General features: G+C 65.3%; 25 protein-coding genes and 1 pseudogene. 10 read left to right on the top strand and 16 right to left on the bottom strand.

Features of this window, described 5'->3' with window-relative positions; translation table 11 throughout:
- Positions 1–15: 15 nt before the first annotated feature.
- The 8 genes from IF803_RS05440 to folE form a co-directional block, all read right to left on the bottom strand.
- Entirely contained in the window at positions 16–807 is a 792-nt protein-coding gene (locus tag IF803_RS05440; protein WP_028342679.1) for a c-type cytochrome, read from the bottom strand.
- On the bottom strand, positions 804–2,429 hold the full coding sequence (locus tag IF803_RS05435; protein ID WP_461191513.1) for a b(o/a)3-type cytochrome-c oxidase subunit 1: 1,626 nt from the start codon (positions 2,427–2,429) through the stop codon (positions 804–806). The genes IF803_RS05440 and IF803_RS05435 overlap by 4 nt, the downstream gene beginning before the upstream one ends.
- Positions 2,419–2,982, bottom strand: coding sequence for a cupredoxin domain-containing protein (locus IF803_RS05430; RefSeq protein WP_225644891.1), 564 nt, complete (start codon positions 2,980–2,982; stop codon positions 2,419–2,421). The genes IF803_RS05435 and IF803_RS05430 overlap by 11 nt, the downstream gene beginning before the upstream one ends.
- Positions 2,982–3,161, bottom strand: coding sequence for a hypothetical protein (locus tag IF803_RS05425; protein ID WP_016843914.1), 180 nt, complete (start codon positions 3,159–3,161; stop codon positions 2,982–2,984). The genes IF803_RS05430 and IF803_RS05425 overlap by 1 nt, the downstream gene beginning before the upstream one ends.
- Before the next feature lie 114 nt (positions 3,162–3,275).
- Positions 3,276–4,490 carry a c-type cytochrome gene (locus tag IF803_RS05420; RefSeq protein ID WP_461191540.1) on the bottom strand — a complete coding sequence of 405 codons (1,215 nt, stop codon included), beginning with the start codon at positions 4,488–4,490 and terminating at the stop codon, positions 3,276–3,278.
- 49 nt (positions 4,491–4,539) lie between these two features.
- Entirely contained in the window at positions 4,540–5,151 is a 612-nt protein-coding gene (locus IF803_RS05415; RefSeq protein WP_461191512.1) for a c-type cytochrome, read from the bottom strand.
- A gap of 205 nt (positions 5,152–5,356) precedes the next feature.
- Complete coding sequence (hisI, locus tag IF803_RS05410; protein WP_028342684.1) at positions 5,357–5,785, bottom strand: phosphoribosyl-AMP cyclohydrolase; 429 nt, start codon at positions 5,783–5,785, stop codon at positions 5,357–5,359.
- Between the two features lie 27 nt (positions 5,786–5,812).
- A complete protein-coding gene (folE, locus tag IF803_RS05405; RefSeq protein WP_028336162.1) occupies positions 5,813–6,493 on the bottom strand; it encodes a GTP cyclohydrolase I FolE in 681 nt (226 codons plus the stop codon).
- A gap of 240 nt (positions 6,494–6,733) precedes the next feature.
- Here folE and IF803_RS05400 point away from each other — a divergent pair, with 240 nt between their 5' ends.
- Positions 6,734–7,180 carry an iron-sulfur cluster assembly scaffold protein gene (locus IF803_RS05400; RefSeq protein WP_028342685.1) on the top strand — a complete coding sequence of 149 codons (447 nt, stop codon included), beginning with the start codon at positions 6,734–6,736 and terminating at the stop codon, positions 7,178–7,180.
- 126 nt (positions 7,181–7,306) lie between these two features.
- Here the strand turns inward: IF803_RS05400 and IF803_RS05395 are convergent, their stop codons facing one another.
- Complete coding sequence (locus IF803_RS05395) at positions 7,307–8,239, bottom strand: COG3904 family protein (RefSeq protein ID WP_461191511.1); 933 nt, start codon at positions 8,237–8,239, stop codon at positions 7,307–7,309.
- Between the two features lie 282 nt (positions 8,240–8,521).
- On the opposite strand from IF803_RS05395, the gene yidD reads away from it, so the two are divergent.
- The gene (gene yidD, locus IF803_RS05390) at positions 8,522–8,833 is read left to right on the top strand and encodes a membrane protein insertion efficiency factor YidD (protein WP_028342687.1); all 312 of its coding nucleotides are present in this window, start codon (positions 8,522–8,524) and stop codon (positions 8,831–8,833) included.
- A gap of 124 nt (positions 8,834–8,957) precedes the next feature.
- On the top strand, positions 8,958–9,125 hold the full coding sequence (locus IF803_RS05385; RefSeq protein WP_016843922.1) for a hypothetical protein: 168 nt from the start codon (positions 8,958–8,960) through the stop codon (positions 9,123–9,125).
- 82 nt (positions 9,126–9,207) lie between these two features.
- Here the strand turns inward: IF803_RS05385 and IF803_RS05380 are convergent, their stop codons facing one another.
- A complete protein-coding gene (locus IF803_RS05380; protein WP_461191539.1) occupies positions 9,208–10,344 on the bottom strand; it encodes an MFS transporter in 1,137 nt (378 codons plus the stop codon).
- Positions 10,345–10,446: 102 nt separating this feature from the next.
- Complete coding sequence (locus tag IF803_RS05375) at positions 10,447–11,733, bottom strand: COG3904 family protein (RefSeq protein WP_461191510.1); 1,287 nt, start codon at positions 11,731–11,733, stop codon at positions 10,447–10,449.
- A gap of 220 nt (positions 11,734–11,953) precedes the next feature.
- On the opposite strand from IF803_RS05375, the gene thrS reads away from it, so the two are divergent.
- Positions 11,954–14,002 (top strand): threonine--tRNA ligase, encoded by a 2,049-nt coding sequence (gene thrS, locus IF803_RS05370; protein ID WP_461191509.1) that lies wholly within the window; start codon positions 11,954–11,956, stop codon positions 14,000–14,002.
- 84 nt (positions 14,003–14,086) lie between these two features.
- Positions 14,087–14,650 carry a nitroreductase family protein gene (locus IF803_RS05365; RefSeq protein WP_461191508.1) on the top strand — a complete coding sequence of 188 codons (564 nt, stop codon included), beginning with the start codon at positions 14,087–14,089 and terminating at the stop codon, positions 14,648–14,650.
- Positions 14,651–14,761: 111 nt separating this feature from the next.
- Here IF803_RS05365 and IF803_RS05360 read toward each other — a convergent pair whose 3' ends face one another.
- Together IF803_RS05360 and IF803_RS05355 are read right to left on the bottom strand one after the other, a co-directional pair.
- A complete protein-coding gene (locus IF803_RS05360) occupies positions 14,762–17,245 on the bottom strand; it encodes a putative bifunctional diguanylate cyclase/phosphodiesterase (RefSeq protein WP_461191507.1) in 2,484 nt (827 codons plus the stop codon).
- Positions 17,246–17,423: 178 nt separating this feature from the next.
- Positions 17,424–18,500 carry a hypothetical protein gene (locus tag IF803_RS05355; RefSeq protein WP_304495954.1) on the bottom strand — a complete coding sequence of 359 codons (1,077 nt, stop codon included), beginning with the start codon at positions 18,498–18,500 and terminating at the stop codon, positions 17,424–17,426.
- A gap of 277 nt (positions 18,501–18,777) precedes the next feature.
- Here IF803_RS05355 and IF803_RS05350 point away from each other — a divergent pair, with 277 nt between their 5' ends.
- Entirely contained in the window at positions 18,778–19,824 is a 1,047-nt protein-coding gene (locus IF803_RS05350; protein ID WP_028342694.1) for a patatin-like phospholipase family protein, read from the top strand.
- A gap of 3 nt (positions 19,825–19,827) precedes the next feature.
- On the opposite strand, the gene IF803_RS05345 is transcribed toward IF803_RS05350, so the two are convergent.
- Together IF803_RS05345 and IF803_RS05340 are read right to left on the bottom strand one after the other, a co-directional pair.
- The gene (locus IF803_RS05345; protein WP_028336151.1) at positions 19,828–20,256 is read right to left on the bottom strand and encodes a CBS domain-containing protein; all 429 of its coding nucleotides are present in this window, start codon (positions 20,254–20,256) and stop codon (positions 19,828–19,830) included.
- 192 nt (positions 20,257–20,448) lie between these two features.
- The gene (locus IF803_RS05340; protein ID WP_168856741.1) at positions 20,449–21,246 is read right to left on the bottom strand and encodes a rhomboid family intramembrane serine protease; all 798 of its coding nucleotides are present in this window, start codon (positions 21,244–21,246) and stop codon (positions 20,449–20,451) included.
- A 498-nt stretch (positions 21,247–21,744) separates the two neighbouring features.
- Here IF803_RS05340 and IF803_RS05335 point away from each other — a divergent pair, with 498 nt between their 5' ends.
- Together IF803_RS05335 and IF803_RS05330 are read left to right on the top strand one after the other, a co-directional pair.
- Complete coding sequence (locus IF803_RS05335) at positions 21,745–22,299, top strand: PAS domain-containing protein (RefSeq protein WP_461191506.1); 555 nt, start codon at positions 21,745–21,747, stop codon at positions 22,297–22,299.
- Between the two features lie 129 nt (positions 22,300–22,428).
- Complete coding sequence (locus IF803_RS05330; RefSeq protein WP_461191505.1) at positions 22,429–24,162, top strand: adenylate/guanylate cyclase domain-containing protein; 1,734 nt, start codon at positions 22,429–22,431, stop codon at positions 24,160–24,162.
- A 28-nt stretch (positions 24,163–24,190) separates the two neighbouring features.
- On the opposite strand, the pseudogene IF803_RS05325 reads toward IF803_RS05330, so the two are convergent.
- Positions 24,191–24,577, bottom strand: a pseudogene (locus tag IF803_RS05325) (ester cyclase).
- Between the two features lie 257 nt (positions 24,578–24,834).
- Here IF803_RS05325 and IF803_RS05320 point away from each other — a divergent pair.
- Together IF803_RS05320 and IF803_RS05315 are read left to right on the top strand one after the other, a co-directional pair.
- A complete protein-coding gene (locus IF803_RS05320; RefSeq protein ID WP_461191504.1) occupies positions 24,835–25,434 on the top strand; it encodes a tetratricopeptide repeat protein in 600 nt (199 codons plus the stop codon).
- A 201-nt stretch (positions 25,435–25,635) separates the two neighbouring features.
- A complete protein-coding gene (locus IF803_RS05315) occupies positions 25,636–26,787 on the top strand; it encodes a DJ-1/PfpI family protein (RefSeq protein WP_461191503.1) in 1,152 nt (383 codons plus the stop codon).
- Positions 26,788–26,893 lie beyond the last annotated feature (106 nt).

Below are 26,893 nucleotides of genomic sequence, written 5' to 3'. Positions count from 1 at the left end.
TGGCGCGTTAATGGGTCAGGGCTGGGCCTCGTAGTAGTGCGCGACCTGGTCGATCTCCTCGGCCGTCATCTGGCGCGCGATGTTGCGCATCTGCTGACTGATGTCGTTGCGGCGGGCCCCGGATGCAAAGGCCTCGAGCTGCGCCTTGATGTAGACCGCCGACTGGCCGCCGAGCCAGGGGCTTCCCGCCTTGTTGTCGACATCGCCGTGGCAGGAGCCGCAAGGCGCGATGTTGCGCATCGGGGCGCCCGTCACCACGATCGCCGGCGCGGGACGCCCGGTATCCAGATTGTTCGAAGGCACCCGCGGCAGATAGGCGTAATAGGCCGCAACGTCCTTCATGTCCTGATCGCTCATCGCCGCCGCGAACGGGCTCATCACCACGCTGACCCGCGCGCCGGTCTTGAAGTCATTCAGCTCCTTGTACGTCACCGCCGCAAATTGCCCGGCGAGGTTCGGTGAATGGGCGTCGCTGACGCCCTGCGGTCCGTGGCAGATCGCGCAGCGCTGCGCCAGCGTTGCGCCCCGCCCGATCGAGACCTGATTCACCTTGGTCAGCATCTCCGACGTCATGATGACGTTCGACGTCTTGAAATCCGGCTTGATGCCGGCCTCCTGCACGGCGGCACGCGGAACGCCGGCCGCGCTGCAGATCGCATCCCAGACGCCGGCAAGCTTCAAATTGGGTTGCGCCAGCGGCAACCAGATCAGGCCTGCGATGGCCGACAAAACGGCGATGGCGACCGTGATGCCGACGCTGGCGCCGAACCACGGATTGCGCAGCGAGAACAGCGGCTGGTCGCTCATCGGCCTGCTCCGACATAGACCGCGGGCACGCTGGTCTCGTTCAGCGCCATCAGCTGCGCAATCGGGAAACCATAGTTCACCACGGTGAGACCGACCATCAATGCGAGCCACAGGCCGAATGAGTTGAGCGCGACCGGAATCCGCGCCGGCATGTGCAGCGGCACCGCGAAGCGGTACGCACCCGCCTCGCCTCGCGCGCCGAATTGCCCGCGGATCAGCACCAGCAGGAACAGCAGGCCCGACAGCAACAGGATGAATCCGCCGATTGCCGACATCGTGACCGACAAGGCCTGCGGCGAGATCGCCGGGTTGGCATAGTCATAATAGGCCATGCGGCGCGGCATGCCGAGAATACCGACATAGTGCCACGGGAAGGTGGTCACGATCATGCCGATGAACCACAGCCAGAGCTGCGTGCGCATCAGGCCAAAACTGTCCAGCGCCCGGTCGGTCAGATGCGGCCACAGATCATAGGCGATGGCAAAATACATGATGACGATGGCGCCACCGAAGATCAGGTGGAAATGGCCGGTGATCCACTGCGTGTTGTGCACGGTGGCGTCGAGCTGATAGCTCATGTTGATCAGGCCGCCGGCGCCTCCGAAGCCGAGCATGACCAGCGACAGCGCCGTCGCCAGCATGATCGGATTGGACCACGGCAACGCGCCGACCCAGCCGAAGGCGCCGCGCCCGCCGCGCAGGCGGCTGGCGATCTCAGCCGACGCGCAGATCGTGAACACCGTGAGCAGCGTCGGCAGCGCGACCAGGCCGGTGAACACCGAGTGCATGAACTTGAATCCGGCGCCGACCTGCGGATCGGCAAACAGATGATGCACGCCGATCGGCATCGCCACCACGACGAACAGGATGAACGAAATCCGCGCCATCGCGTCGCTGAAGAGCCGGCCGCCGATCGCGCGCGGGAAGATCGTGTAGTAGGCGATGTAGGTCGGGATCAGCCAGAAATAAACGATGGCGTGCAGCGTCCAGGAGAAGAAGACGCGGGCCAGCCCCGCATCGATCGTCGACTTCAGCCCAAGCGCCACGGGCAGGATCTGGAACAGGATCTCGAGCGCCGCGCCGACCGCGGTCCAGCCCCAGAGCAATGAGCCCGCGACATTGGCGTACATCGCAAGCGGCACCGGCTTGCCCGGGTTCTCGCGCTTCCAGATCACGAAATTGGTCACCATCAGCGCGACCCAGATCCATGAGCCGACCACGACCATGACGACGCCGATGTAGTAGAAGGGATTACCGACCATCGGCGGATAGAAGGTGTAGAGCACCGAGGCGAGCCCGAGCGACACCGGGATCATCGCGACAATGGCGCCGACGGCGACCAGGAAGAAGCCCACCCAGGCCCAGCGCCGTCCAACCAGCTCCTTCTCGAGTGAGGCTTCGGTGATCGCGTAGCCGAATCCCATCGCGATCAGCGTCGGGAAGACGTATCCCATCGCCGAGCCATGGGCGGTGACCGAGCGATAATAGAACTCGGGATTGAAATGCCAGGCGTTCAACGGGCTGCGCACGAACATCTGCCAGGCGCCGAGCACCAGCGCGACACCGAACACGATGAAGGCAAGCCAGAAATGCGCCGCGATCAGCCGCTTGTTAATCAACACAGGTCAGCCTCCGCTTCGCTGCCGCCATGTCACGGAACGCAGCCTTGTCGACCACCTTGACCTTGCCCCACATACCCTGGTGGCCGATGCCGCAGAATTCCTGGCACGGCATCACGTGATCGCCCGGCGCCTTGAAGCGCACCGGCAGGTCCGTGACGTAGCCCGGCACCAGCATCGTGTTGATGTTGGTGCCCTCGATCAGGAAACCGTGGACGACATCGGCGCTGGTGGCGCGGAAGGTGATCGGCGTCTCCGCGGGCACCACGATGCATTGCGGTGTGAAGGAATATTGCTGGCCAATCGCGCGCACGGTGACCGATCCGTCGGCCTGCATTTCGCTGCCGAGATTGCTCTCGACGAATTCGCCCGACAGATGCAGCGTCTTGGGATCGGCGGTTTCGACCCGGCCCTGCGGCATCGTCGCCTGATGGATGCCGATATAGGTCGCCATGCCGACCAGGACGCCGACAATGACGATCGACAGCGTCGCCCAGCGCCGCTCGATCCGTGCGGCAACGGCCTCGCCGAGGCTGTGGTCAGTCTCGCTCGCCATCAGGGAACGCTCCGCGGCAGGAAGACCAGCAGATAGAATGCAAACCACAATCCGACCACGACGGCCGTCGCAATGCCCGCGACTGCGACCGCGCCACCTGGACCGGCGCGTACGATGGTCTCGACATCATCGTCTTCCGAGCCCGATGCCGGCGGTTGCGGCGAAGACGAGTTGATCATGATCGCGCTCCCCTTAGCGCGCGACGAGACGAGATTGACTAGTCATCGCGCTTTAGCTCCTTGTTTGAGCATGATCGTTTCGGAAAACCGCTTCGCACTTTTCCGGATCATGCTTTAGTTCAGCGTTGCTGCCCGCAGTTCGTTGGCCTGCCGCGCCGACACCGGCTCGCCGCGATTGCCCCAGGCCGTTCGAATGTAGGTCACGACAGCCGCGACCTCGTCATCCGACAGCTTCTGCGCGAACGGCGGCATGCCGTGGGGCATCGGATTGCCCGACGTGCCCGGCGGATACCCGCCATTGAGCACCATCCGGATCGGGTTCACTGCGGAGACCATCTGGATCGACTGATTGCCGGCCAGCGGCGGATAATCCGGCGGCATGCCCTGCCCGGTCGCGCCATGACAGCTTGCGCAGTCGCGGTCATAGATCGACTTGCCAAAGGACAGCAGCAGACTGCTCTCGGCCGACGGCAGCGACGTCGACGCCTTTTCCGGAGGACCGCCCTGCGCAAGGCCCTTCAGGTAGACCGCCATCGCGCGCGCATCATCATCATTGAGATATTGCAGGCTGTTGTAGACGACCTCGGCCATCGGCCCGTACACGGCGCCCTTGGCGGACACGCCCTTGCGCAGATAGTCGACGATCTCCTCGATCGTCCAGTCGCCGAGCCCCGTCTCCTTGTTGGAGGTCAGCGACGGCGCGTACCAGTTCTGCATCGGGATCAGGCCGCCCTCGAAGGCCTGCGACTGCTTGCTGCCGCCGAGCGCATTGATCGGGGTGTGACACATCCCGCAATGACCCAGTCCCTCGACCAGATAGTTACCTCTATTCCACTCTGCCGACTTCGTTGGATCCGGCTTGAACTCGCCTTCCCTGAAGAACAGCGTGCGCCAACCGAGGATCAGCGAGCGGTTGTTGAACGGGAATGTCAGGTCATGCGCCTTGTTGAGCTGCCTCACCGGCGGCACCGTGCGCAAATAGGCGTAGATCGCGTCGCTGTCCTCGCGCGTCACCTTGGTATAGGAGGCGAACGGCATCGCCGGATAGACCAGGCCGCCATCGGGGAAGCGGCCATTGTGCATCATCTGGTAGAACTGATCCGACGTCCACGTGCCGATCCCGGTCTGCGGGTCGGGCGTGATGTTCGACGTGTAGAGCGTGCCGAATGGCGTCTTCATCGGGAGGCCGCCGGCGAAGGTCTTGCCTTCGCGCGCGGTGTGGCAGGCGATGCAATCGCCGGCGCGTGCGAGATACTCGCCCTTGGCGAGGACGGCCGGATCGGCCGCCTTCTGCTGCGCCGATGCCGCCATGGGCGACAGTGCCAGCATCACTCCGACAAGCAGTCCTGTTAAGGTTCGCGACATCGGCACGATCCCTTCAATGCGGTTCGCTGCCGCATTCGAGCGGCATCGGAAGGCTGCCTCGCGGCGCGAAGGATGGATCCGCCGGCGACGGACGCGATGACAGGTAGGCGGCCACCGCCTTCACGTCGTCCTCCGTCAGCAGGCTCGCGACGATCTGCATGCAATCGGGAGCGAACGCGGTCCGTGTGCCGTAGCGCCAGCCGCCGAGCTGGCCGCTGATATAGGCGGCGCGCAGGCCAAGCAGGCCGGGAATGCCGGGCTCCATGCCGCCCAACGTCGGACCATGGCAGGCCGAACAGGGTGGAATGCCGTGCTGCGCATCGCCGTTCTTCACGATCTGCTCGCCACGCGCCAGGATCTCCTTGCTGTCGACCGGCGGGACCGGCGGCGGAAATGCCGGCCTGAGCGAGGCGAAATATTCGGCGATCTTCTTCAGGTAATCGTCGGTCTGAAATTCCAGCAGGTAGTTCATCGGCGGATATTTCCGCCGTCCATCCCTGAATGCGATGAGCTGGTTGTAGAGATAGCCCGCCGGCTTGCCGGCCAGCCGCGGGAAATAGGCGTCGCTGGTGCCCTCGCCTTCGGCGCCGTGACAAGGTGCACAGGCAAGGACGCGCGCGGCCATCGTGTCGGGTGCGCGCTCGGTTGTTTGCGATTGCGCTGCACCGATCGGCAACACAACCCAGGCAAGAAACCCAACAAGCGGTATCAGACGATGCGCCACAACTCACCCCCAGCGCGACGACGATGTGCAATTACTTGCACACGGCCGAACAGGAGGCAACGAAGTGCATCACTTCGACGCATCGCATTTGATTTAGATCAACGCACTATTTGCGATAGACCTGCGCCGGATCGAACATCCGATCGGCATCGACGAATGACAAACGAATGTCACCGCCCTCGTCCTTCACCGCGCGATAGAAGCAGGAACGCCGTCCGGTGTGGCAGGCAGCGCCGATCTGCTCGACCTTGATCCACACCGCGTCCTGATCGCAATCCATCCGGATCTCGACCACGCGCTGGGTCTGGCCCGAGCTCTCGCCCTTGCGCCACAGCGCATTGCGCGAGCGGCTGAAGTACCAGCCTTCGCCGGTCGCGATCGTCTTGCGCAGGGCTTCATCGTTCATGTGCGCGACCATCAGCACATCGCCGGTCGCGGCATCGGTCGCGACGCAGGTCACAAGACCTGCCGCGTCGAATTTGGGCTGGAAGGCCAGCCCCTCCTCGCGGTCGTGATCGTGGGTCGCTGCGGACACGGAAGACCTCGCTCAGGAAATGCGAGGTTACCGGTTCGGTCCTCGCACCAGGGACAGGAAACGCTGCTGCTCCGCCGGATTGTCGCGGAACATGCCGGTGAAGCGGCTGGTGAAGGTCGATGCACCATGCTTGGCGACGCCGCGCACCGACATGCAGGTATGCTCCGCCTCGATCAGCACTGCAACGCCGCGCGGCTTCAGCACCTCGTCGATCGCAGCCGCGACCTGCGCGGTGAGATGCTCCTGGGTCTGCAGACGGCGGGCGAAGATGTCGGTCAGCCGCGCCAGCTTAGAGAGGCCGACGACGCGCTCCACCGGCGTATAGGCGATATGCGCCTTGCCGTAGAACGGCATCATGTGATGCTCGCACTGCGAGGTGAACTCGATGTCGCGGACAAGGACGAAATCGTCGTAGCCGGCGGTCTCGCCGAAGGTGCGGTTCAGCACCTCGGCCGGGCACTGGTGGTAGCCCTGATAGAGCTCGTCATAGGCCTCGACGACCCGGCGCGGCGTGTCGAGCAGACCCTCGCGGCCGGTGTTCTCGCCGATATAGGCGAGCAGCGTCTTGACGGCGTCCTCCGCCTCTGCCCGCGACGGGCGCGGCTGATCGGCACGAACGGCCGCCGTCATGAATTCTGAGGGGTCGAGCTCGCCGGGCTTGGCGTCGGCCGGCTTGCTGGGGCGAATCGACTTGATCAAGGCGTCCATGTCTTCTCCGTTCGACCGGCCCTCGGATTTGACCTTGGTCCGGATGTGTCACCGGGCAGACGGGGCGGATGGTTCGACCGCCGGGCGCCTGAGTCCCATTATTGTAGCACCGCCGCGGCGGAGGCGGGCCGCGGTGGCTGCATGGCCGGGCTATGTTTCCGGCGTTGCCGTCCATATATAGGACGGTGCAACCCAGCCGCCAAGAGCGCCCGGCACGGCCGGAACAAGGCATCTGTCCCCATGCTGAACGACATTTACAACAAGCGGATCATCGAGTTGGCCGGCAATATTCCGCGCCTCGGACGGCTGGCCGACCCGGACGCCAGCGCCACCGCCCACTCCAAATTGTGCGGTTCGACCGTCAAGGTCGACCTCAAGATGGACGGTCCCGTGGTGACGGACTTCGCCCATGACGTGAAGGCCTGTGCGCTCGGCCAGGCCTCCTCCTCGATCATGGCGAGCCAGGTGGTGGGCTCGACCGCGGACGAGCTGCGCGAATTGCGCGAGACGGTCCGCAAGATGCTGAAGGAAAACGGGCAGCCCCCGCAGGGCGGCAAATGGGCCGATATCGCGCTGCTCGAGCCGGTGCGCGACTACAAGGCCCGCCATGCCTCGACCCTGCTGACCTTCGATGCCGTGGTCGATGCGATCGGCCAGATCGAGGCCAAGGCGAAGCAGCCGGCGTAAGATTCCATGTTAGGTCATTCCGGGGCGATGCGGAGCATCGAACCCGGAATCTCGAGGTTCCCCGATGCGCAATTGCGCATTTGTGGTCCGCTTACGCGTCCCGGAACGACGCGACAATGTCCGTGCTTACTGCGCGGGCTGGACCGGCGCCGGCGCCGGGGCTGCGCTGCCGCCGGTCGGCACCACGGCCTCGGCGGTCTTGGTTGCCCTCGCCGCCTGTGGCGCCTCACCCTCCATCGTGTTGCTGACGAAGCGATCGTTGTTCTTCGGTTTCGCCTCGGCGACGGGAATTGCGTTGTCCTTGCTGTTGTCCTGCCGCGGCAGCACGTCGGCAACCGCATCCGTAGTGATGAGATTGGTCAGCCGCAATTCGGCCGCCGACAATTCGTGCAGGTCTTCCCACGGCGGCACGCTGAGCGAGAGCGCCAGCAGGTCACCGGCGCCGCCCATGTCGAAGGTGTACTTGGCAAGACGGCCGATATCGCGCTCGACGATCATCAGGTCCTGCGCGGTGTAGCTCGCGGCCTTGGCGTCGTCGGCGCGATCGCCCATCCAGATCTGATGCACGCGGACATGGGCGGCCGGCGGAACGTAGCGCGTCTTGCCCGACAGCAGCAGGAACACGCACATCGACTCGCAATAGGCATCCGGCAGAACGCTCGCGCGGCCGCCCTGCGCGACCTGATTGACGACGCTGGTGCCGACCGTGGTCAGCACGCCGAGACCGCGGAAGCGGCGGCCGAGCGCGATCGCGTCGTTGACCGAGCCGCCGCTGGAATCGAGCACGATGGTGGCGCCGTTAAGCTGGCGGCCGCGCGCGAACTCGTCGAATTCCCTCGGACTATCGGCCGTGATGATGCCGACCGCGGACACCCAGCCGCGGCAATTCGGCTGGCAGGCGATCCAGCTGAACTTCATCGGCAGCTTGCGCTCTTCGAGGGTCGAATTGGCCTGCGCGGAACCGCCCGCCATGGCGGCGGTGCCGGAAGCTGCGAAGCAAAGAGCAACGGCGCCGGTAAGCACCCAACTGCGCAACGAGAGCGACTTGACGAGCCTCAATTTGGTTCCTTCCCCCAAGCCCTTGGTGATGCGAGCGGTGGCAATGGCCCCATGGCAATGCGCCACGATTCTGTCAGCGGCGCGTTATGGGAACGGTAGCGTTGCTGACCCGGACCGTCCATAGAGCCCTTGCTGCAGCGCCATCGGTGCTGTGCAATAATAACGAACTGTGGCGTAAATATCTGCAACAAAACAGTTCCTTGGCTTGGAACCCCCGCAAGACTACGTACATACTTGCGTATGCCGCCGACAGACCATTCAACGACACACCATCCACAATGCATGGAATGTGCCAGCACCATGCGCCGCTTGCCGCGCAACCTCGGCCGCGCCCTGATCTGGATCTACAGGCACACGCTGTCGCCGCTGGTCGGCTATAACTGCCGGCATCTGCCGACCTGCTCGGTCTATGGCGACGAGGCGATCGAACGCTTCGGCTTGTGGGGCGGCGGCTGGATGACGCTGGCACGGCTGCTGCGCTGCCAGCCCTGGGGAACATCCGGGATCGATAATGTCCCGCTGACGAAGCCGCCCGGGGCACGCTGGTACTTGCCCTGGCGCTATGGCCGCTGGCGCGGCGTCAACGACGGTTGACGCGGCGTCAACGAGAATTGATCGGTTGCTGCGGCAGGTCCAACCGCGGCGCGCATTGCTGCCCGGCGGAACTGTGGCGATAGTTGGCGCATTGTTTCGTTGCCCCCTTGGGGAGGAAACAACAATGCGCTGGAAAATCAGCCACAACGGTCATGATCCCCGGCAGATCGACTTGCTGGCGGTGCTTGCCTTGCTCGTCGTGATCGTCGCCGCCTACGGTTACTTCACCCACAATCCGAACAAGCCGAGCACGACGGCGTTCATCGTGCCCAGCCAAAGCGTGAGGTGGTGACGCGCAGCCGAGCTCCCTGATGTTCCGCACGCGGATCGTTGCTTGGGATGCTCTCGCGAACACAAGCGTGAAAGCCAACCGTTCACTCGGCTGCGGCGGTGGCGGCTGTCCGTCGCGGCCGCGTGATGACCACGACCGCGAGGGCCGCCGCGACGAAGGCCGTGGCCACGTAGCCCGCGCTGTGCAGCCATTCGCGGGCGAACAGCAGGCCACCGATCGCGGAGCCGATGGCCTGGCCTATATACAGCACCGAGGTATTGAGCGAGACCGACGCCGAAGCGAGCGCCGGCGCCGCACCGACCAGGCGCACCTGCTGCATCGAATTGGTCGATGCAAAGCCGAGGCCCCACACCGCGACGGAGGCGGCCATCAGGACGTAGGCGCCGGCGCTCAGCGCCCAGCCGGCTACGCCCGCGAGCAGCAGCACGGTGAACAGGACCGAGGTTTTCCAGGCGCCCCACGAGTCCACCACGCGCGTTGCGATCACGATGCCGACGAACCCGAAGATGCCGTAGAGCGCGAACACGATCCCGACGGCGTCCGCATTGGCGCCGGTCAGTTTGGCGAGCAGCGGCCCCATGAAGGTGAACACCACGAACTGGCCGGACATCTGCAGCGTCGTGATCGACAGCAGCAGAATGACCATCGGATTGCGGCCGAGATCGACCCAGGTTCTGAGGTCAACCGGCGCGCCGTGCAGCCCGCCTGGTAACCGCCACCACAGCAGCAGGGAGCTCACAAGCCCTGTCAGCGCGATCGCGCCATAGGTCACGCGAAAGCCGTAGCGGCTTGCGATGAAGGTGATCAGCGGCAGCCCGATCGCGGCGGCGAGCGACCAGCCGAGGAAGATGTAGGCAATCGTGCTGCCGCGCTTCTCCACCGGCACGATCAGTGCCGCGGTGCCCGCCGCCTGCGGCGTGTAGAGCACGCCGACCGCGAGCATCACCAGCCGAATGATCAGCAGGCTATCGTAGTTCGGCGCGAAGGCGGAGGCCGCATTGGTCAGCGTCAGCACCAGCAGCGTCGCCGTCAGCAGCGCCCGCCGCTCGATCCGGCTGGTCAGCCACGCCGTCACCGGCGAGCCCACGCACAGCACGATCGCGCCGAAGGTGATCAGGAGACCCGCGGTGTGGATCGTGACGCCGAGTCCGTTGGACAGCTCCGCCAGCATGCCGGCCGGGGCCAACACCGAGCAGCCAGTGACGATATTGCCGAGCATCAATGCGGTGGGAGCGAAGCGTTTCACGCCGCGTTGTTAGCAGACTCCAAAATCAATGCAACTGCATCTAAATGCATGACACCTGGTCGAACGCGCCTCTTCTCATGGCGACGGCGATGCCGCCGGCACGGCGCTGACACTCGGCGACACGGCGGCCGGCAACGGGCTCGCAGGCTTCGGACCGGCGGTCGCTGCCGGGCATGACGCCAGAAGCTGCGTCCACCCCTGCTCCAGCCCGGTGGTATCGATATCGAATGTCGCCAAGCCGGACTTGCCGTCAGGCTTGGTATCAGACTTGCCGTCGGTTGCCGGCGCGCTTTCGCCGATCTGCAGATGCGGGGCCGCGAGCATCGCCTTGACGGTGTCCGAGGTCACCGCCTCGCTCCAAACCTCGTATTTGCCGAACCGCGCCGACCGGCCGAATGCGACGGTCCTGGACGCGCCGGCCATCATCGCCACCGTGCTCTTGCCGGCTGCCCCCTCCTCGAACTCGCGGACGAACATCAGCCGCCCGCGATCCTTGCTCTCGCAGAACAGCCGCCACTCCATCATGCGGAACGCGCTGCCGTCGGCCCTTTTCTGCTGCACGATCTTGCGAACATAGGGCCGTGTCTCCTTCTCCACCGCCCACAGGGTTTCCGGCAGCGGCCGCGTATCGATCCCAAATCGATAGAGCTCCGGCCGCGTCAGCACGTGCAGGTCCTCGAACTTCACTGACTTGATGAGGTCGCTGAGCTCGTGGCTGATGCCCATCGCCGCGAGGAATACATTGCGGTCGCGGTCGGCGTTCACCATCTCGCGCCGCCTGAAGTCGGCGACGACTTGCGCGGGCGGATGCCCGTGGACGACGAACATCAGCTTGGAATTATGCACCGCGAGCACCGAGTCGGGCGCCACTTCGCGGCTGGTCGCGCCCAGGAACAGATAGGCGCAGGCCGAGACGCACATCGCGTTGCGCGTGGTGAGCTCGGCCTCGACCTCGCCTTTGGCAGCCTTGATCTTCAGGCAGGCGGCGTCGATCTGCGTGCCTGAGGAACAGGCCGGCACGATGGTGCGGCCGACCCGGGCGATTGCCTTGCGCGCGCGCAGGAACCGCGCGATCCCATAGGACTGCTCGACATTGCCGCCCGGCGAATGCAGGTAGATCGGAAGCTGCCGATCCTTGATCGGAAAGAGGAAGGTGCGAATCCGCTGCGCGGCTTCCCGATCGATCTCGCCCTCGATCGCAATCCAGCGATCGCAGCCGGCGCCGCAGGCATTCGCTGGCCCATGGGCGAGATAGATGGTCAGCTTTTTCGCAAATCCGGCCTTCTGGACCGGTGTTTCTTCCGCCCGCAACACGCCCGGGATCAGAAGCAACGCCACGAAAAACAGGAGACGGGAAAACATGAACCTTGCGGATCGCGCGATAGCGGAAAAATGGACGCCGGACGTTAGACGATGATCGGCGGCGTCGCAACGCGTCAGGTGCAGGCAAGCCTCCCTCGATTCGGTGCGGCCGGAGGCCCATTTTCTTGATATTGCCGGATTGCAGGCGTCAAATCCCCTGCTATACCGCTGCTTTCCGCTTACCTGCGCTCGTTCGCAGGAGTGAGCTACAGGAGACACCATGGCCGATACGCCGCCCAAATCCGAATCCGGATTCCAGTACAGCCTCTCTAACCTCAAACCCGCAGAACCCGTGAACAAGATCGTCCTCACCTTCCCTGACGGAGCGAGGCGCGATTTCCCGAGAGGGACCACCGGTCTCGACATCGCCAAAGGCATTTCGCCCTCGCTCGCCAAGCGCACCGTCGCGATGGCGCTCGACGGCACGCTTGCCGACCTCAATGATCCGATCGAGGCCGACGCCAAGATCGAGCTGATCGGCCGCGAAGACCCGCGCGCGCTGGAACTGATCCGGCACGATGCCGCGCATGTGCTGGCGGAAGCCGTGCAGTCGCTGTGGCCGGGCACCCAGGTCACGATCGGCCCGGTGATCGAGAACGGCTTCTACTACGACTTCTTCCGCAACGAGCCGTTCACCCCGGAAGATTTTGCCGCGATCGAGAAGCGGATGCGCGAGATCGTCGCGCGCGACAAGCCGTTCACCAAGGAAGTCTGGGATCGCGAGAAGACCAAGCAGGTATTCCGCGACAAGGGCGAGGCCTTCAAGGTCGAACTGGTCGACACCATTCCCGGCAACGAGCCGATCAAGATCTACTTCCAAGGCGACTGGTTCGATCTCTGCCGCGGCCCGCACATGACCTCGACCGGCAAGATCGGCAACGCCTTCAAGCTGATGAAGGTGGCGGGCGCGTATTGGCGCGGCGATTCCAACAATCCGATGCTGACCCGCATCTACGGCACGGCATTCGCCAAGCAGGAAGACCTCGACGCCTATCTCAAGCAGATCGAGGAAGCCGAGAAGCGCGACCACCGCAAGCTCGGCCGCGAGCTCGACCTGTTCCACTTCCAGGAGGAAGGCCCGGGCGTGGTGTTCTGGCACCCTAAGGGCTGGACCATCTTCCAGCAGCTGATCGCCTATATGCGGCGCCGGCTGCTCGGCGACTACAACGAGGTCAACGCCCCGCAGATCCTCGACAAGGCGCTGTGGGAGACCTCGGGCCATTGGGACTGGTACCGCGAGAACATGTTCGCGGCACAGTCCGCCGGCGACGAGGCCGAGGACAAACGCTGGTTCGCGCTGAAGCCGATGAACTGCCCGGGCCATGTTCAGATCTTCAAGCACGGGCTGAAGAGCTACCGCGACCTGCCGCTGCGGCTCGCCGAGTTCGGCGTCGTGCATCGCTACGAGCCGTCGGGCGCGATGCACGGCCTGATGCGGGTGCGCGGCTTCACCCAGGACGACGCCCATGTGTTCTGCACCGAGCAGCAGCTCGCCGACGAGTGCCTCAAGATCAACGACCTGATCCTGTCGACCTACGCCGATTTCGGCTTCGACGGCGAGCTCACGGTCAAGCTCTCGACGCGGCCGGAGAAGCGGGTCGGCACCGACGAGATGTGGGATCATGCCGAGCGCGTGATGGCGACGGTGCTGTCGGAGATCAAGGCCAAGGGCAGCAACCGGATCCGGACCGAGATCAATCCGGGCGAAGGCGCGTTCTACGGACCGAAGTTCGAGTATGTGCTGCGCGACGCCATCGGCCGCGACTGGCAGTGCGGCACGACCCAGGTCGACTTCAACCTGCCGGAGCGGTTCGGCGCATTCTACATCGATCATGACGGCTCGAAGAAGGCACCCGTCATGGTGCACCGCGCGATCTGCGGTTCGATGGAGCGCTTCATCGGCATCCTGATCGAGCACTATGCCGGCAACTTCCCGCTCTGGCTGGCGCCGACCCAGCTCGTGGTCACGACCATCACCTCCGAAGGCGACGAGTACGCCAAGGTGGTGGCGGCCGCCGCGCGCCGCGCCGGGCTCCGGGTCGAGATCGACCTGCGCAACGAGAAGATCAACTACAAGGTCCGCGAGCACTCGCTGGCCAAGATCCCGGCCCTGCTCGTCGTCGGCAAGAAGGAAGCCGAGACCCACTCGGTCTCGGTCCGCCGCCTCGGCAGCGAGCGGCAGACCGTGATGCCGACCGATGAGGCGATCGCCGCGCTGGTGGATGAGGCGACGCCGCCCGACGTGAAGCGGGCGCGAACCGTCGCCTGATCTTCACAATCGGTCTAAACTGGCTTTCGTTGGCCTGGTCGTGCCCCCATCTTGAGGGCACGACTCCCCTTGAAGGACATTTCCGTGCCCGATGCCATTGAACTCCTGAAGACGCGCCGCTCGATGAAACCGCGCGAGATGACCGGCCCGGGCCCGTCCGCGGCCGAGCTCGAGACCATTTTGACGATCGGCGCGCGCGTGCCCGACCACGGCAAGCTGGCGCCCTGGCGCTTCATCGTGTTCGAGGGCGATGCCCGCGCGCGGGCCGGCGACGTGATCGCAAAGGTCTTCGCCCGCAAGAATCCCGGGGCGCCGGCCTCCGACATCGAGGTCGAGAAGAAGCGCCTGACCGACGCGCCGCTGGTCATCGGCGTGGTCTCCTTCACCAAGCCGCACCCGAAGGTGCCGCCGTGGGAGCAGGAATTGTCGGCGGGCGCCAGCGCGATGAACATCGTCACCGCGGCGACCGCGCTCGGCTACGGCGCCTGCTGGCTGACCGGCTGGTTCGTCTTCGACCGCGACGTGCTCGACGGCCTCGGCCTCAAGCCGGACGAGAAGCTTGTCGGGTTCATTCACATCGGCACCCCGACCAAGCCGAGCGAGGACCGCCCGCGCCCGGCGCTGTCCGATATCGTGACGCGGTTCTAGGGTTATAGCTTTGTAGCCCGCATGAGCGGAGCGATATGCGGGACACTCGTCCCGGGTGTCGCTTCGCTCACCCGGGGCTACAAAAGCCCTCGCCATTGTCGGGCATGACGACTACGCAGCCTTCGACGCACGCTCCGCAAAACCGCTCAGCAGCGCCGCGATCTCGCCGGCCGGCCGCGCCGCGCTGAACAGAAATCCCTGCACCTCGTTGCAACCCTCGGCGCGCAGCCAGTCGAGCTGGTCCGTGGTCTCGACCCCTTCCGCCGTCGTGGTGATCCTGAGGCTGCGGCCGAGCCCCGAGATCGCGCGCACGATCGCGAGGCAATCGGAGCGCCGCGCCAGATCCTTCACAAAGGAGCGGTCGATCTTGATCTTGTCGAACGGGAAGCTGCGCAGATAGCTCAGCGAGGAATAGCCGGTGCCGAAATCGTCCATCGAGATGCTGACGCCCAGTTCGCGCAGCTGATGCAGGATCGCGAGGTTGGCCTCGGTCTCCGCCAGAAACACCGACTCGGTGATCTCGAGCTCGAGCCGCCGCGCCGGCAGGCCGGAATGCGCCAGCGCCGAGATCACGGCCTGGACCAGATTGCGGCTGCGGAACTGCACCGGCGACAGATTGACGGCCACCTTCACGTCGGCGGGCCACTTGATCGCCTCGGAGCAGGCTTCGCGCAGCACCCATTCGCCGAGCGCGACGATCAGGCCGATGTCTTCGGCAACCGGGATGAACTCCGCAGGCGAGACCATGCCCTTCTGCGGGTGCCGCCAGCGCAGCAGCGACTCGAAACCAGAGATGCGGTCGGCCGCGATATCGACCAGCGGCTGGTAGTACAGCTCGAACTCGCCGTTGCTGAACGCCGCGCGCAGATCGCGCTCCATGTCGCGGCGCTTCTGCGCCTGCTGATCCATCTCCGGTTCGAAGAAGTGATGCACGCCGCCGCCCTCGGACTTGGCGCGGTACAGCGCCATGTCGGCATTGCGCATCAGCTCTTCCGACGTCGTGCCGTCGCCCGGTGACAGCGCGATGCCGACGCTGGCGCCGACCACGACCTCGAGCCCGTCGATGTTGTAGGGCGCGCTCAGCGCATCGATCAGCCGTTCGGCGAAAGCGCTCGCCTCGTTCGGCGAAACGTCGGCCGCAAGCACGATCGCGAACTCGTCGCCGCCGAGGCGGGCCGCCACGTTGTCGTCGCGGACCACCTCGCGCAGCCGCTCCGCCACCAGCTTCAGCAGCCGGTCGCCCATCGGATGCCCGAAGGAGTCGTTGACGTTCTTGAACAGGTCGAGGTCGATGCACATCACCGCGACGCGCTTGTTGCCGCTCCGGCCGCGCTCCAGCGCCTCGCGCAGGCGCTCCTGGTAGAAATCGCGGTTCGGCAAATTGGTGAGCCCGTCATGGTGCGCCATATGCGCGATCCGCGCTTCGGCGGCGCGGCGCTCGGTGATGTCGACCACCGCGACCAGATAGCCGTCGCGGCCCTCGAACGCCACCTTGCGCCCGAAGGTCAGCACATGGATCTCGCTGCCGTCGGCCCTGATGTGCCGCCAGTCGCGGCTCGATTGATAGACGTCGCCGATCTCGCGCAAGGCGGCGCTGTGCACGCTCCACTCGTCCACCGGCCAGATCTGGCGCAGCGTCATGCCGAGAAACTTTTCCCGGCTGTATCCATAGTGCTGAACGGCGGCGTCGTTGACGCTGAGGAATTCCATCGTGCCGGCGTCGAACACCCACATCGGCATCGGGTTGTTCTCGAACAGCAGGCGGAACGACAGCTCGCGCTGCTTCAGCGCGGTAACGTCGGAGACGGTCAGCGACAGCATGTCGCCGAACGCCGTGACGCCGAGCCGCAGGCAGCGATCGCCGCTGTCGATCTCGAACTGCCCGCCCGGGCCGCCGCCGACGAATCCACGCAGACGGTTCATCACCGCCGGCGCCGCAAGCGGATTGCCGCCGGCGCTGAGCCGGCGCCACAGCAATTCGGTCGCAGGCTGCATCAGCAGCCTTGCGGCGCCCTGGTTGAGATGCACGATCTGGAAGTCGGCCGGCTCGCCGCGCGCATCGCGGATCGCTGCGAGCGACAGCACGCCCTCGTCGGCGGCCGAGAAAATCGTATCGAGCAGATTGTACTGCGCATTGCGCTCGTTGACGTAGACGCCGACCAGGATACCGCCCCAGCGCGACCGCGTCGGCAGCGCCAGCACGTCGAAGGTCCGCACCAACCCGTCGCGGACGCAATGCGCTGACGCCAGATAGGGCCGGCAGTTCTCGCGCGCGTTTGCGGCCGCTTCGGTCAAGGCGGTGGCGCAGTCCGGCGGCAGCGCGCTCAGCGGAATGTCCCAGCGCTCGTCGTTCAGCCATGTCTGGACATAGCGGCCGGCGTGCGAGACGCTGAGCATGCCATCGACGCTCCGCAGCAGCACGATATGATCGGCGAGCCGGCCGAGACTGCCGAGCATCACGTCTTCATAGTGCGGCAGTTTTTCGCCGGGACGGACCGCGGCCTGCCACTTGCGCTGCAGAACCGGTACGTCGGCGAACATCTCGGAATTGAATTTGGCCGATGTCTTTGCTGATTTCTTGTTGGCCATGACCATGGCACGCCCCACGCAAACACTAATCCCCACGGCATCCAAGTCATGCCGCGACTTAACGCCATGTAAAAATAGGCAGGCCCGGTATCGCCGCGAGCGATTATGACGGCTCAAATTCGCGCGATGGTTAGTTCACATTAGAGACTATGACAGCTGCATGAAATGCAGGCCCGCTCGGACGTCAGCGCGCCACGACCTCGACTTCGCCATCGACGCCGTTGACGACGTTGAAGGGACGCTCGAACACCTTGCCTTCGTTCTTGGCGATCGCGCGATACTCGCCTTCGGAGAGCACGACGCGCGGGAACGCCCCGATCGATTCCTTGATCACGTCGCCGCCCGGCGTGATCACCGACCAGGCGGTGTTGGCAAGCGCCTCGCCGCCCCGCTCGCTGACCAGCTTGAGGGTGATGACGGCGGCGCGATGGGTGACAGTGACGTCGGTCAGCTTGCCCGCCCCGACGCGAATGTCGGAGCGCACCACCGAGTTGGCGTCGCCATAGTTGGAGACGATGTAGTAGGTGCCCTCGGGCAGCAGTGCGACGTCGCCGGCGGCTACGTTCGGCACCATTGGTCCACGGTCCGAACCGTCGAACTGGCTGCCCTTGTAGATCGCAAACGAGATCTGGTTGGCGGGGATCTTGCTGCTGCCGACCCGGCCCTCGATCCGCAGGCCCCCGGCCGGCAGCACGAAGGACTCGCGGTCGGTCTCCGACTTCAGGCTGACGGCGCGCACCGCGCTGACGAGGCCGAGCGCGACATGGACGACATAGTTGCCGGGCGGCAGCACCACGTTGGGCGTCGCCCCGCGCTCTTCGCGGACCAGCTTGTAGGTGCCGTTGTCGTCAGGCTTGTCGGCGAACACCCGCCACACCAGCCCGGCATTGATGACCGGCAGGTCCTTGCCGTACCGCGCCGTCAGCGACAGCACCGCCTGCCCCGCGGCCGGCGACCCGGCCGGCGGCGCCGCTACGACGGGCGGCACGGTCGCAATCGAGGGCTGGACGATGGTCGGCTGGTTCAGCGGGCCGGGCAGAACGGGCCCTGAACCGCCGCCCGATGGCGGCGCCAGGTTGAGCGCCGGACCGGACGGCACTTCCGGGACCGAGGCGGGCGGAATCGGCGGCGGCCGGTCGCTGAAGAACTGCGCTGATACGGAACCGGGGATCAGGGCCAGCAAAAATGCCGCAAGCGTCAACCGCGGTAGGAGCCGCATGCCCCGCCCGCATCCGCCGATGCCGTTACCCCTCGAAGTCATCACCATGCTTTTCAACGAAAACGCGGCAAATTCAAGCCTTCGTCCAAGGGGATCCAGGCGGCGTCCAAGGCTTTGTCACAGTCCGGGCGGGCAGCGTCCGCCATTTGGAACCGCGCGATCAAGCCGATGTTAGCCCCATCGTCGCGGTCCAGTCACATTCCCTGCCTACCGCGGACCACCCGGGCATGAATCATGCCTGTGGGAATAACCATGAAGACGGACGACGCTGGCGCAGCCATGCTGCGCGGCCTAGTCTCGTGCTGGCAGGAGATTTGTCGTGTTGGACAGCTGGATGGGCCGAGGCCACAAGAGCTCCGACGGCCCCGACAAGGTAGGACTGGGTACGGTTCGCCGGCCGGTCATCGGGCTTGCGCTCGGCGGCGGCGCCGCGCGCGGCTTTGCCCATATCGGCATCATCAAGACCCTGCTGGCTCACGGCATCGTCCCCAATGTGGTGGTCGGCACCTCGATCGGCTCCGTCGTCGGCGGCGCCTATGCGGCCGGCCATATCGAGACGCTGGAGCAGTGGGCGCGCGGCCTGCAGCCGCGCAGCGTGCTCGGCTACCTCGACATCCGCCTCAACGGCTCCGGCCTGATCCGCGGCGCCAAATTGGCCGCCGAGATCGAGGCCGCGCTGGGCCAGGTCATGATCGAGGACCTCACGGTCAAGTTCGCCAGCGTCGCCACCGAAGTGCGCACCGGGCACGAGATCTGGCTGACCCAGGGCCGCGTGGTCGACGCCATGCGCGCCTCCTACGCCCTGCCCGGCATCTTCGCGCCGGTCCTGATCGGCGACCGCTGGCTGGTCGACGGCGCGCTGGTCAATCCGGTGCCGGTCTCGGCCGCGCGCGCGCTCGGCGCCGAGATCGTCATTGCGGCGAACCTCTCCAGCGACGTATTCGCGCACTCGACCACGATCTACAATCACGGCCCGTCGGCCGCGCCTGAGGTGACGGTTGCGGTGACCGCCGACGCCGAGCTCGAGCCGGAGCCGCCGAAGCGCCGGTTTGGCCGCTTCTTCTCCGCCGAACGTACCGTGAAGCGGGAGTTTTTCGGCAGCGCCAGCCGGCCCGGCATCTCGAGCGTCATGGTCGACGCCTTCAACATCATGCAGGACCGCATCACCCGCGCACGCCTTGCCGGCGATCCGCCGGACATGCTGATCTCGCCGCGGGTCGGTCAGATCGGCTGGTTCGACTTCCACCGCGCCGACGACCTGATCGCGCACGGGATCCGGGCCGCCGAACGCTCCATCAGCGCAATCGAGGAAGCGATCGACATCCTGGTGCCGCCGTCGAGCGGCGCGGGCAGCACCGGGAAGTAGCACTCAGGCGGTCTTGATGTAGTCGCGAAGCGCCTCCTGCTCGCGCTCATATTCCTCCACGCGCCGCTTGACGATGTCGCCGATCGAGATCAGCCCGACCACCTTGCCGTCCTCGACGACAGGAAGATGGCGGAATTTTCCCGTGGTCATCATCTCCATGATGCCGCTGACCGTATCGGACTCGCGGCAGCTCACGACTTTCTTGGTCATGACAGCGCTGACCGGTTCGTCCAGCGCGCCCGCGCCGCGCTCAGAGAGCACGCGCACGATGTCGCGCTCCGACAGGATGCCCTCCATGCGGCTCTGCTCCATCACAAGCACCGCGCCGATCTTGCGCTCGCCGAGCAGCTTGACCGCGGCCGAGAGCTTCGCGCCGGGCGCGACGCTCATGACCTGATGGCCTTTTGCATCGAGAATGGAACGTACCGTCATTGTCGGCCTCCCTGAATCCGCTCGTGCCCCGCCTTGGGCGGGGTCGAGCCTGTTCGCCAGAGTCTTCAATCAACAGTTCCGCGCCGATTTCGGTTCCGGGGCGCGGTGAGTAGCAGGGCTCGATTTGTCGGCCCGCTTTGTTTCTGCTTCGCAAAGATGATGGAGGAATTCGATCCAGGCCGCAAGCGGCGATCAGACGCGCCCCGACTGATCCACCGACGACGCATCTGCAGCATCGTCCCGCGTGCGCGGCACCGGATCGAACAACGAGAACAGCAGCAGCCCGGCGAGGAAGCCGCCGATATGCGCCTGCCAGGCGACGCTCGCGCCCTCGCCGCCGAGCGAGAGCGAGGTGGCGCCGAACAGGATGTTGACGCCGAACCAGATCGCCAGGAAGGCAAGCACCCGTCCGTTGCGCAGCGCCCGCCACAGCGACAGCGCAGGCACCTTGGCCGCCGCCTCGGCATCGCCACGGCTGAACGACAGGAAGCTGCCCTTCACGAAGGCAAAGCGGATCGCCGCCGCCATCGTCCCCGACACCGAAGCCGATGCTCCGATCATCGGCGCAATCGCGTGCTCATGGGTCAACAGATGCGCGAGCGCGCCGGCGGCCGCCGTCACCGCCATGAAGACAAAGAAACGCAGCGCGCCGAAGCGCCGCGCCAGCGCGCTGCCGAACGGCAGCAGCCACAGCACGTTGAAGCCGATATGGGTGAGGTTGGCGTGCAGCAGCGAATAGGTGACGAAGGTCCAGACCTTGGCGCCTTCGCCGCCCGGAAAGGTGATGTCGAGCAGCGTCGAATCGTAGCGCTTCGGGATGAAGCCGAAGACGTCGATGGTCCAGTTCTCCAGCTCCGGCGGCAACAGCACCCGCAGATGGATCGCCGCGATCAGGAGGATGTAGGCGGTGAGCGCCGGCGGCAGTGTCAGGATCGGCTCGCGCGGCGCCTCCGGCGGCGGCGCGAGCGGGGATTCGGGATGGGAGTCCAAGGGGTCGGCGACCTCAATGCGGCGGTGGATCAGAGATAGGCGGCTTTCGCACCCCTGTGCAAGTGCACAATCCCGAAATCGGACACCGGGTGTCGCGCAGCGCGAAATCGGGACAAAAGACGGGACAAAAGAAAAGGGAGGGCGCTGAGAACGCCCTCCCTGATCGGCTGGTCTTCTCGTGCCCCGGAGGGATCGGGAGAACATCCCCACCCCTCCCCGCACGGTGACCAAACTGTTTGACGCCACCTGTGTACCAACGGCGCCGGCGCTTGGGGCAGCCGGCACGAACGGGAACGCACGGACCCTACCCACAGGTTCCACGGGCGCCAAGGACATGGTTAAATTTACGTTAACAACACAAAGCTGCCGATAAGCCGCCCAAAGCGCGGCCACGGCATGGACGCTGCACAGCCTTCCCTGCACAACAGAGAAGGGAAGGCGCCTGAGCAAAACCGGGACAGATGTGTCCCGCTGAGACAGGCGCCGGGCAAGGTTTAGATGAAACACAGCTCGAGCCGCGCGTTCTTCGCGTATTGGAATGCGAAGCGCGGCAACGCACGTGCACCTGACAGGAGTGAGTTCGAGCCGTCCGCGGTCCGCGACCTCCTGTCCGACATCTTCGTGCTATCCTATGACGGCGAGACCCGCTTTCCGTTCCGCGTCGCCGGCACCCGCACCTCCGCCCTGCTCGGCTGCGATCTCAAGAACCGGAGCTTTTCCGCCCTGTTCACCGACGAGAGCCGCGGCGAGATCGAAGACATCATCACCTGCGTCGTCGAAGAGACCCTGCCGGCCATCGCCGGCATCACCGCCACGACCGAGGCCGGCGCCAAGGCGCATCTCGAATTGCTGCTGCTCCCCTTCACCGCCCGCGTCCATATGCCGGCGAGCCTCACCGGCCTGCTCGCCCCGTTCGAGGACGACGTCAGCCGGCTGCACGACCTGGTGCTGACCTCGTGGCGTTACCTGCATCCCCAGGAGCGGTTCGTGCCGCGGACCCTGCGCAAGCTCGCCATCGCGCGCGGCCTGATGGTCTACGAAGGCCTGCGCTAGCCGCCGGCGCCCGCCTTGGGACGGGATGGCAAGCGTCGGTCGCTTGCACCGCGCCCCGCGGAACTCTATTAGCTGTCTGGCCGCCACGGCGGGGTGGACCCGCTCATTGCAGCTGCGGCCAGGCTGGGCATGTTTCGAAATTCGATCAGGCAGAAGATCGTCGGTATTGCCGCGGGACTCATCATCCTCGCGGTGATCACCTCCCTGCTGTCGATGGTGATGGCGGGCCAGGTCGGCCATCTCCTCGACGAGCTCACCAACCGCTACATCCCCGCCTATGGCCACCTCGCCCGCGTCAACATCCGCGCGCTGGAGCGGTCGCTCGCCATGCGCCGGATGATGATGGCGAAGATGCAGGCGCCGGGCGAAGATTCCGGCTACGAAAGCGCGCGCAAGGCCTTCAACGAGATCGAGCCCCTGATCAAGCACGAGGCCGACGCGGCGCGCACGCTAATCGATGCGATCATCGCCGATCCCTCGACGCCATCCGACAACGCCGCGCTCGGACGCCTCGACGACCGCATCGACAATGCCGTCAACGACCTCCTGATGCGTCTGAACGCAGAGAACAAGACGCTGCTCGAGCAGATCGACGCCAAGGAATTTGCGGCGGCGAAAGCGACCACGCTCCGCGCCGATGCCCTGCGCGACGACTTCAACACCAGGATCGAGGCCATCCGTTCCGACATGCTGGCGCAGGTTGCTTCGGCCGCTGCGAAGGTGATGAGTGCCCAGCAGCGGGCGATCATCATCTCCGGCGTCGTGACCGCCATTGCCGCGATCCTCGGCTTCGTGTTCGCGATGCTGGTCGGCAGCGGCATCACGCGTCCGGTGATGCGCCTGCTCGAAAGCACCCGCGAGGTCGAGGCCGGCCGCCTCGACGGCGCCATCACCATCACGACCCAGGACGAGATCGGCCAGCTGTCGGCCGCCTTCAACCGCATGATCGAGACGCTCCGCCACAACCAGCGCATCCGCGAGACGTTCGGCCGCTACATCAATCCGCGGATCGCCGAGGGCCTGCTCGAACAGCCGGCGATCGCCGCGACCGAAGGACAGCGCCGCGTCATGACGGTGATGTTCTGCGACATGAAGGGCTTCACCAGCCTGAGCGAGGGCGTGACGCCGAGCGGCCTCGTCAAGATCATGAACCTCTATCTGTCGACGATGTCGGCGCCGGTCCATGCGCATCGCGGCATCATCGACAAATATATCGGCGACGCCATCATGGCCTATTGGGGCGCGCCCTTCGTCGAGGAAGCCGAGCAGACCCATCTGGCCGCGCTTGCCGCCATCGACATGATCGGCCAGGTCAACCAGCTGCGCAAGGATCTGCCCGAACTGCTCGGCGTGCGCGTGATCCCGGCGGATTGCGACATCCGGATCGGGATCGCCACCGGCGAGGCCCTCGTCGGCAGCATCGGCTCCGAGTTCATGATGAGCTACACCGTGCTCGGCGACACCGTGAACCTCGCCTCGCGGCTGGAGGGCGCCAACAAGTTTTACGGCAGCCGCAGCCTGATCTCGGAAGCCACTGCTGCCGCTTGCGCGGCGACGATCGAGCTCCGCGAGATCGATCGTCTCGTCGTGATGGGGCAGACCCAGCCGGTCGCGGTGTTCGAAATCCTCGGCAAGAAGGACGAACTGACGCCGGCGCAGACCGAATTGCGGCAGCGTTACGCGGACGGTCTCGCCGCCTATCGCGACCGCCGCTGGGATGACGCCGAGCAAGCCTTCACCGCGGCGCTGGCGGCGGCGCCCGGCGACGGCCCGTCGATCGCCATGAAGGCGCGCGTCGCAGCCTTTCAGCAGAACCCGCCGGCGGCGGATTGGGACGGCGCCTGGCATCCGGAGCAGAAATAGCGGCGTCACCCGCATCCAGGCCCCGCCGCTACAGCTGGGCCTCGATCGCAGCCTTGTCGATCACCGACCAGACCTGCACGATCCTCCCGTCGCGGAATTCGTAGAACACGTTCTCGGCGAAGGAGACGCGTCTGCCGTCGATAGCGAGACCCAGAAATCGTCCCTTCGGCGAACAATCGAACGCCAGCCGGCTCGCGACATGGGACGCATCCGACACCAGCAGTTCGATGTTGAAGCGAAGGTCCGGGATGTCGCGAAAGTCCCCTACCAGCATCTCGCGATAGCCGGATAATCCGAGCCGCCGGCCGTTGTGGCACACATCCTCGTCAACGAACCGGCCGAGTTGCGGCCAGTCCTAGCGATTCAAACAGGCAATGTAGTTCCGGTAGATCTCGGCGAGGTCCGTTTTCATCATCGATCGTTCTCCTTGCCGCGGGTCCAGATGGACATTGAGCATTGAGTGCGTTTCTAACACCGATGTTAGTTTCGACTCCGATGTCCGATGGCGCCAACAAAACACTCAGCCAGCGTGCACGTGAAAGCGCGACGTCCCGAAAAGACAGTGCGATTGCCGCTTCGGCAAACAATTTCTCAGAACGCGCGGAATGTCTCCTGCGATCGGGAGTTATTGCTTCAGGCCGATGGCTGTCCTTATCAAATCGGGAGGTGTCCATGATCAAGTCACCGATGATGCTTGCGGCATTTCTGACAGCGCCGATCATTCTGTTCCCACCGCAGACGACTGCCATCGCGGCTGGCGGAGGTGGCGGCGGCGGCGGTGGTGGCGACCCATACGGGTCGAGCTACGGCACTCCCGCGCCGTCCTATCCCCAGCAGAAGGACAGAAAGACCACGCACAAGGTCAAGAAACCCGTCAAGCAGTCCGGCTTCGAAGACCCGGCATTCCGCGACGGCTATCGCGCGGCCTATGCGACAATCTACGAACACAACGACTACGCCACCGCGATCGATCAGTTGCACGCACTCGGCCGCGACGATCATCCGAACGTCGCGAACCTGATCGGCTATTCCTATCGCAAGCTCGGCGACTACAAGCAATCGCAAGTCTGGTACGAACGTGCGCTCAAGGCCGATCCGAACCACGTGCTGACGTGGAACTACTACGGCCTGTGGCAGATCGAACAGGGAAACCGCGACCAGGCGCAGTATCATCTGCAGCGGATCGCCGAGATCTGTGGCACCGGCTGCGAGGAGTATCGGACGCTGGCGGCGGCACTGGAAAAACCGCCGGGTACGAACCTCGTCTACTGAGCGCGTCGCGTAGCCCGCGTGAGCGGAGCGGCACGCGGGGACCGACCGGCCCCGGATGTCGCTGTCGCTCATCCGGGCTACGCGTTTGAGCCGCGTTGTTGGCGTGTCCGTTTTTGCGGGAATTTCGCCGTTTTGGTCGACGTGACCGGCGAGTAGCTTGCGTGCCGGGCGACGCACGCGGATACGTTGAGATCGATCATCATGACCTGGCGGCTTCTCGTGTGGAGCGGCATCGCCGTTGCCGCGCTGGTTCCAATCATCGGCGGCATCTGGCTCTTCACCCTGCCCGCCGCATCGGCGTTCCGGGTTCCGCCTCCGATCGCCAAGGCCGAGCAGGATGCAACGCTCGCGGCGCTGAAGCCGCCGAAGCGGGCGCGACCGTTGATCGCGATCCTCGGCATCAACGACATGACCGAGACCACCGACTATCTGATGCCCTACGGCATCCTCAAGCGCGCCGATGTTGCCGATGTCGTCACGCTGGCGACGGGACCCGGTCCGGTCGCGCTGTTCCCGGTGCTGAAGGTCGAGCCCGATGCGACCATCGCCGCATTCGATGCCGCACATCCCGACGGCGCCGACTACGTCATCGTGCCGGCGATGAGCCGCGACGACGATCCCACAGTCATGCAATGGATCCGGCAGCAGGCGGAGAAAGGCGCCGTGATCGTCGCCGTCTGCGCCGGCGCCAAGGTGCTCGCCTCGACCGGCCTGCTCGACGGCAGGCGCGCCACCACGCACTGGTTCTATCTGAAGAACTGGCGCAACAAGCATCCCGAGATCCGGTACGTCGCCGACCGCCGCATCGTGGTCGACCACGGCGTCGCGACGACGACCGGGATTTCGGCGTCGATGCCGATGTCGCTGACCCTGATCGAGGCGATCGCCGGCCGCGCCAAGGCCGAGGCCGTCGCGCGCGAGATCGGCCTGCCCGGCTGGGACGCGCGGCATGACAGCAACGCCTTCAAGTTCACACGTCCTTTCGCGCTGACCGCGATCCGGAACACGCTGGCGTTCTGGAACCGGGAACAGCTCGGCCTCGCGGTTGCTCCCGGCGTCGACGAGGTCTCGCTCGCGCTGGTCGCCGACAGCTGGTCGCGCACCTACCGCGCGCACGCCGTGACCTTCGCCGCGACCGGCGGCGTCGTGACGACCCGCAACGGCCTGCGCGTCTATCCGCAGGTTGTGGCGTCGGCCTGGTCCGCAGATGGTCTGCTGCCCGCGGTCGGCACCGCGCCGCCCGCGCAGGCACTCGACCGGGCGCTCGCCGGGATCGAGACACGCTATGGCCGCGGCACGGCGGATTTCGTCGCCATGCAGCTGGAATATCCAAGGGCTGACGCCGTGCAGTGAGGGATTGCGTCCCCAACAAGGTATTCGATCCTCGATCCACCCCATTGTCATCTGCCTGTCATGAATTGTGCCGACACGTCAGCGCCGGACCAGTTCGGGGACACGC

This window comes from Bradyrhizobium sp. UFLA06-06, assembly GCF_054820065.1.
This window is presented reverse-complemented; position numbering and strand designations above follow the sequence as displayed.

Bases quoted from the DNA above. Each gene is read 5' to 3' on its own strand.
- IF803_RS05335 (WP_461191506.1), top strand. From the start codon at position 21,745: ATGAAACACAGCTCGAGCCGCGCGTTCTTCGCGTATTGGAATGCGAAG.
- IF803_RS05440 (WP_028342679.1), bottom strand. From the start codon at position 807: ATGAGCGACCAGCCGCTGTTCTCGCTGCGCAATCCGTGGTTCGGCGCC.
- IF803_RS05315 (WP_461191503.1), top strand. From the start codon at position 25,636: ATGACCTGGCGGCTTCTCGTGTGGAGCGGCATCGCCGTTGCCGCGCTG.
- IF803_RS05345 (WP_028336151.1), bottom strand. From the start codon at position 20,256: ATGACGGTACGTTCCATTCTCGATGCAAAAGGCCATCAGGTCATGAGC.
- IF803_RS05430 (WP_225644891.1), bottom strand. From the start codon at position 2,982: ATGGCGAGCGAGACTGACCACAGCCTCGGCGAGGCCGTTGCCGCACGG.
- IF803_RS05330 (WP_461191505.1), top strand. From the start codon at position 22,429: ATGTTTCGAAATTCGATCAGGCAGAAGATCGTCGGTATTGCCGCGGGA.
- yidD (WP_028342687.1), top strand. From the start codon at position 8,522: ATGGAATGTGCCAGCACCATGCGCCGCTTGCCGCGCAACCTCGGCCGC.
- folE (WP_028336162.1), bottom strand. From the start codon at position 6,493: ATGGACGCCTTGATCAAGTCGATTCGCCCCAGCAAGCCGGCCGACGCC.
- IF803_RS05415 (WP_461191512.1), bottom strand. From the start codon at position 5,151: ATGGCCGCGCGCGTCCTTGCCTGTGCACCTTGTCACGGCGCCGAAGGC.
- IF803_RS05385 (WP_016843922.1), top strand. From the start codon at position 8,958: ATGCGCTGGAAAATCAGCCACAACGGTCATGATCCCCGGCAGATCGAC.
- IF803_RS05425 (WP_016843914.1), bottom strand. From the start codon at position 3,161: ATGATCAACTCGTCTTCGCCGCAACCGCCGGCATCGGGCTCGGAAGAC.
- IF803_RS05380 (WP_461191539.1), bottom strand. From the start codon at position 10,344: ATGCTCGGCAATATCGTCACTGGCTGCTCGGTGTTGGCCCCGGCCGGC.
- IF803_RS05375 (WP_461191510.1), bottom strand. From the start codon at position 11,733: ATGTTTTCCCGTCTCCTGTTTTTCGTGGCGTTGCTTCTGATCCCGGGC.
- IF803_RS05400 (WP_028342685.1), top strand. From the start codon at position 6,734: ATGCTGAACGACATTTACAACAAGCGGATCATCGAGTTGGCCGGCAAT.
- IF803_RS05320 (WP_461191504.1), top strand. From the start codon at position 24,835: ATGATCAAGTCACCGATGATGCTTGCGGCATTTCTGACAGCGCCGATC.
- IF803_RS05420 (WP_461191540.1), bottom strand. From the start codon at position 4,490: ATGCTGGCACTGTCGCCCATGGCGGCATCGGCGCAGCAGAAGGCGGCC.
- thrS (WP_461191509.1), top strand. From the start codon at position 11,954: ATGGCCGATACGCCGCCCAAATCCGAATCCGGATTCCAGTACAGCCTC.
- IF803_RS05360 (WP_461191507.1), bottom strand. From the start codon at position 17,245: ATGGTCATGGCCAACAAGAAATCAGCAAAGACATCGGCCAAATTCAAT.
- IF803_RS05355 (WP_304495954.1), bottom strand. From the start codon at position 18,500: ATGACTTCGAGGGGTAACGGCATCGGCGGATGCGGGCGGGGCATGCGG.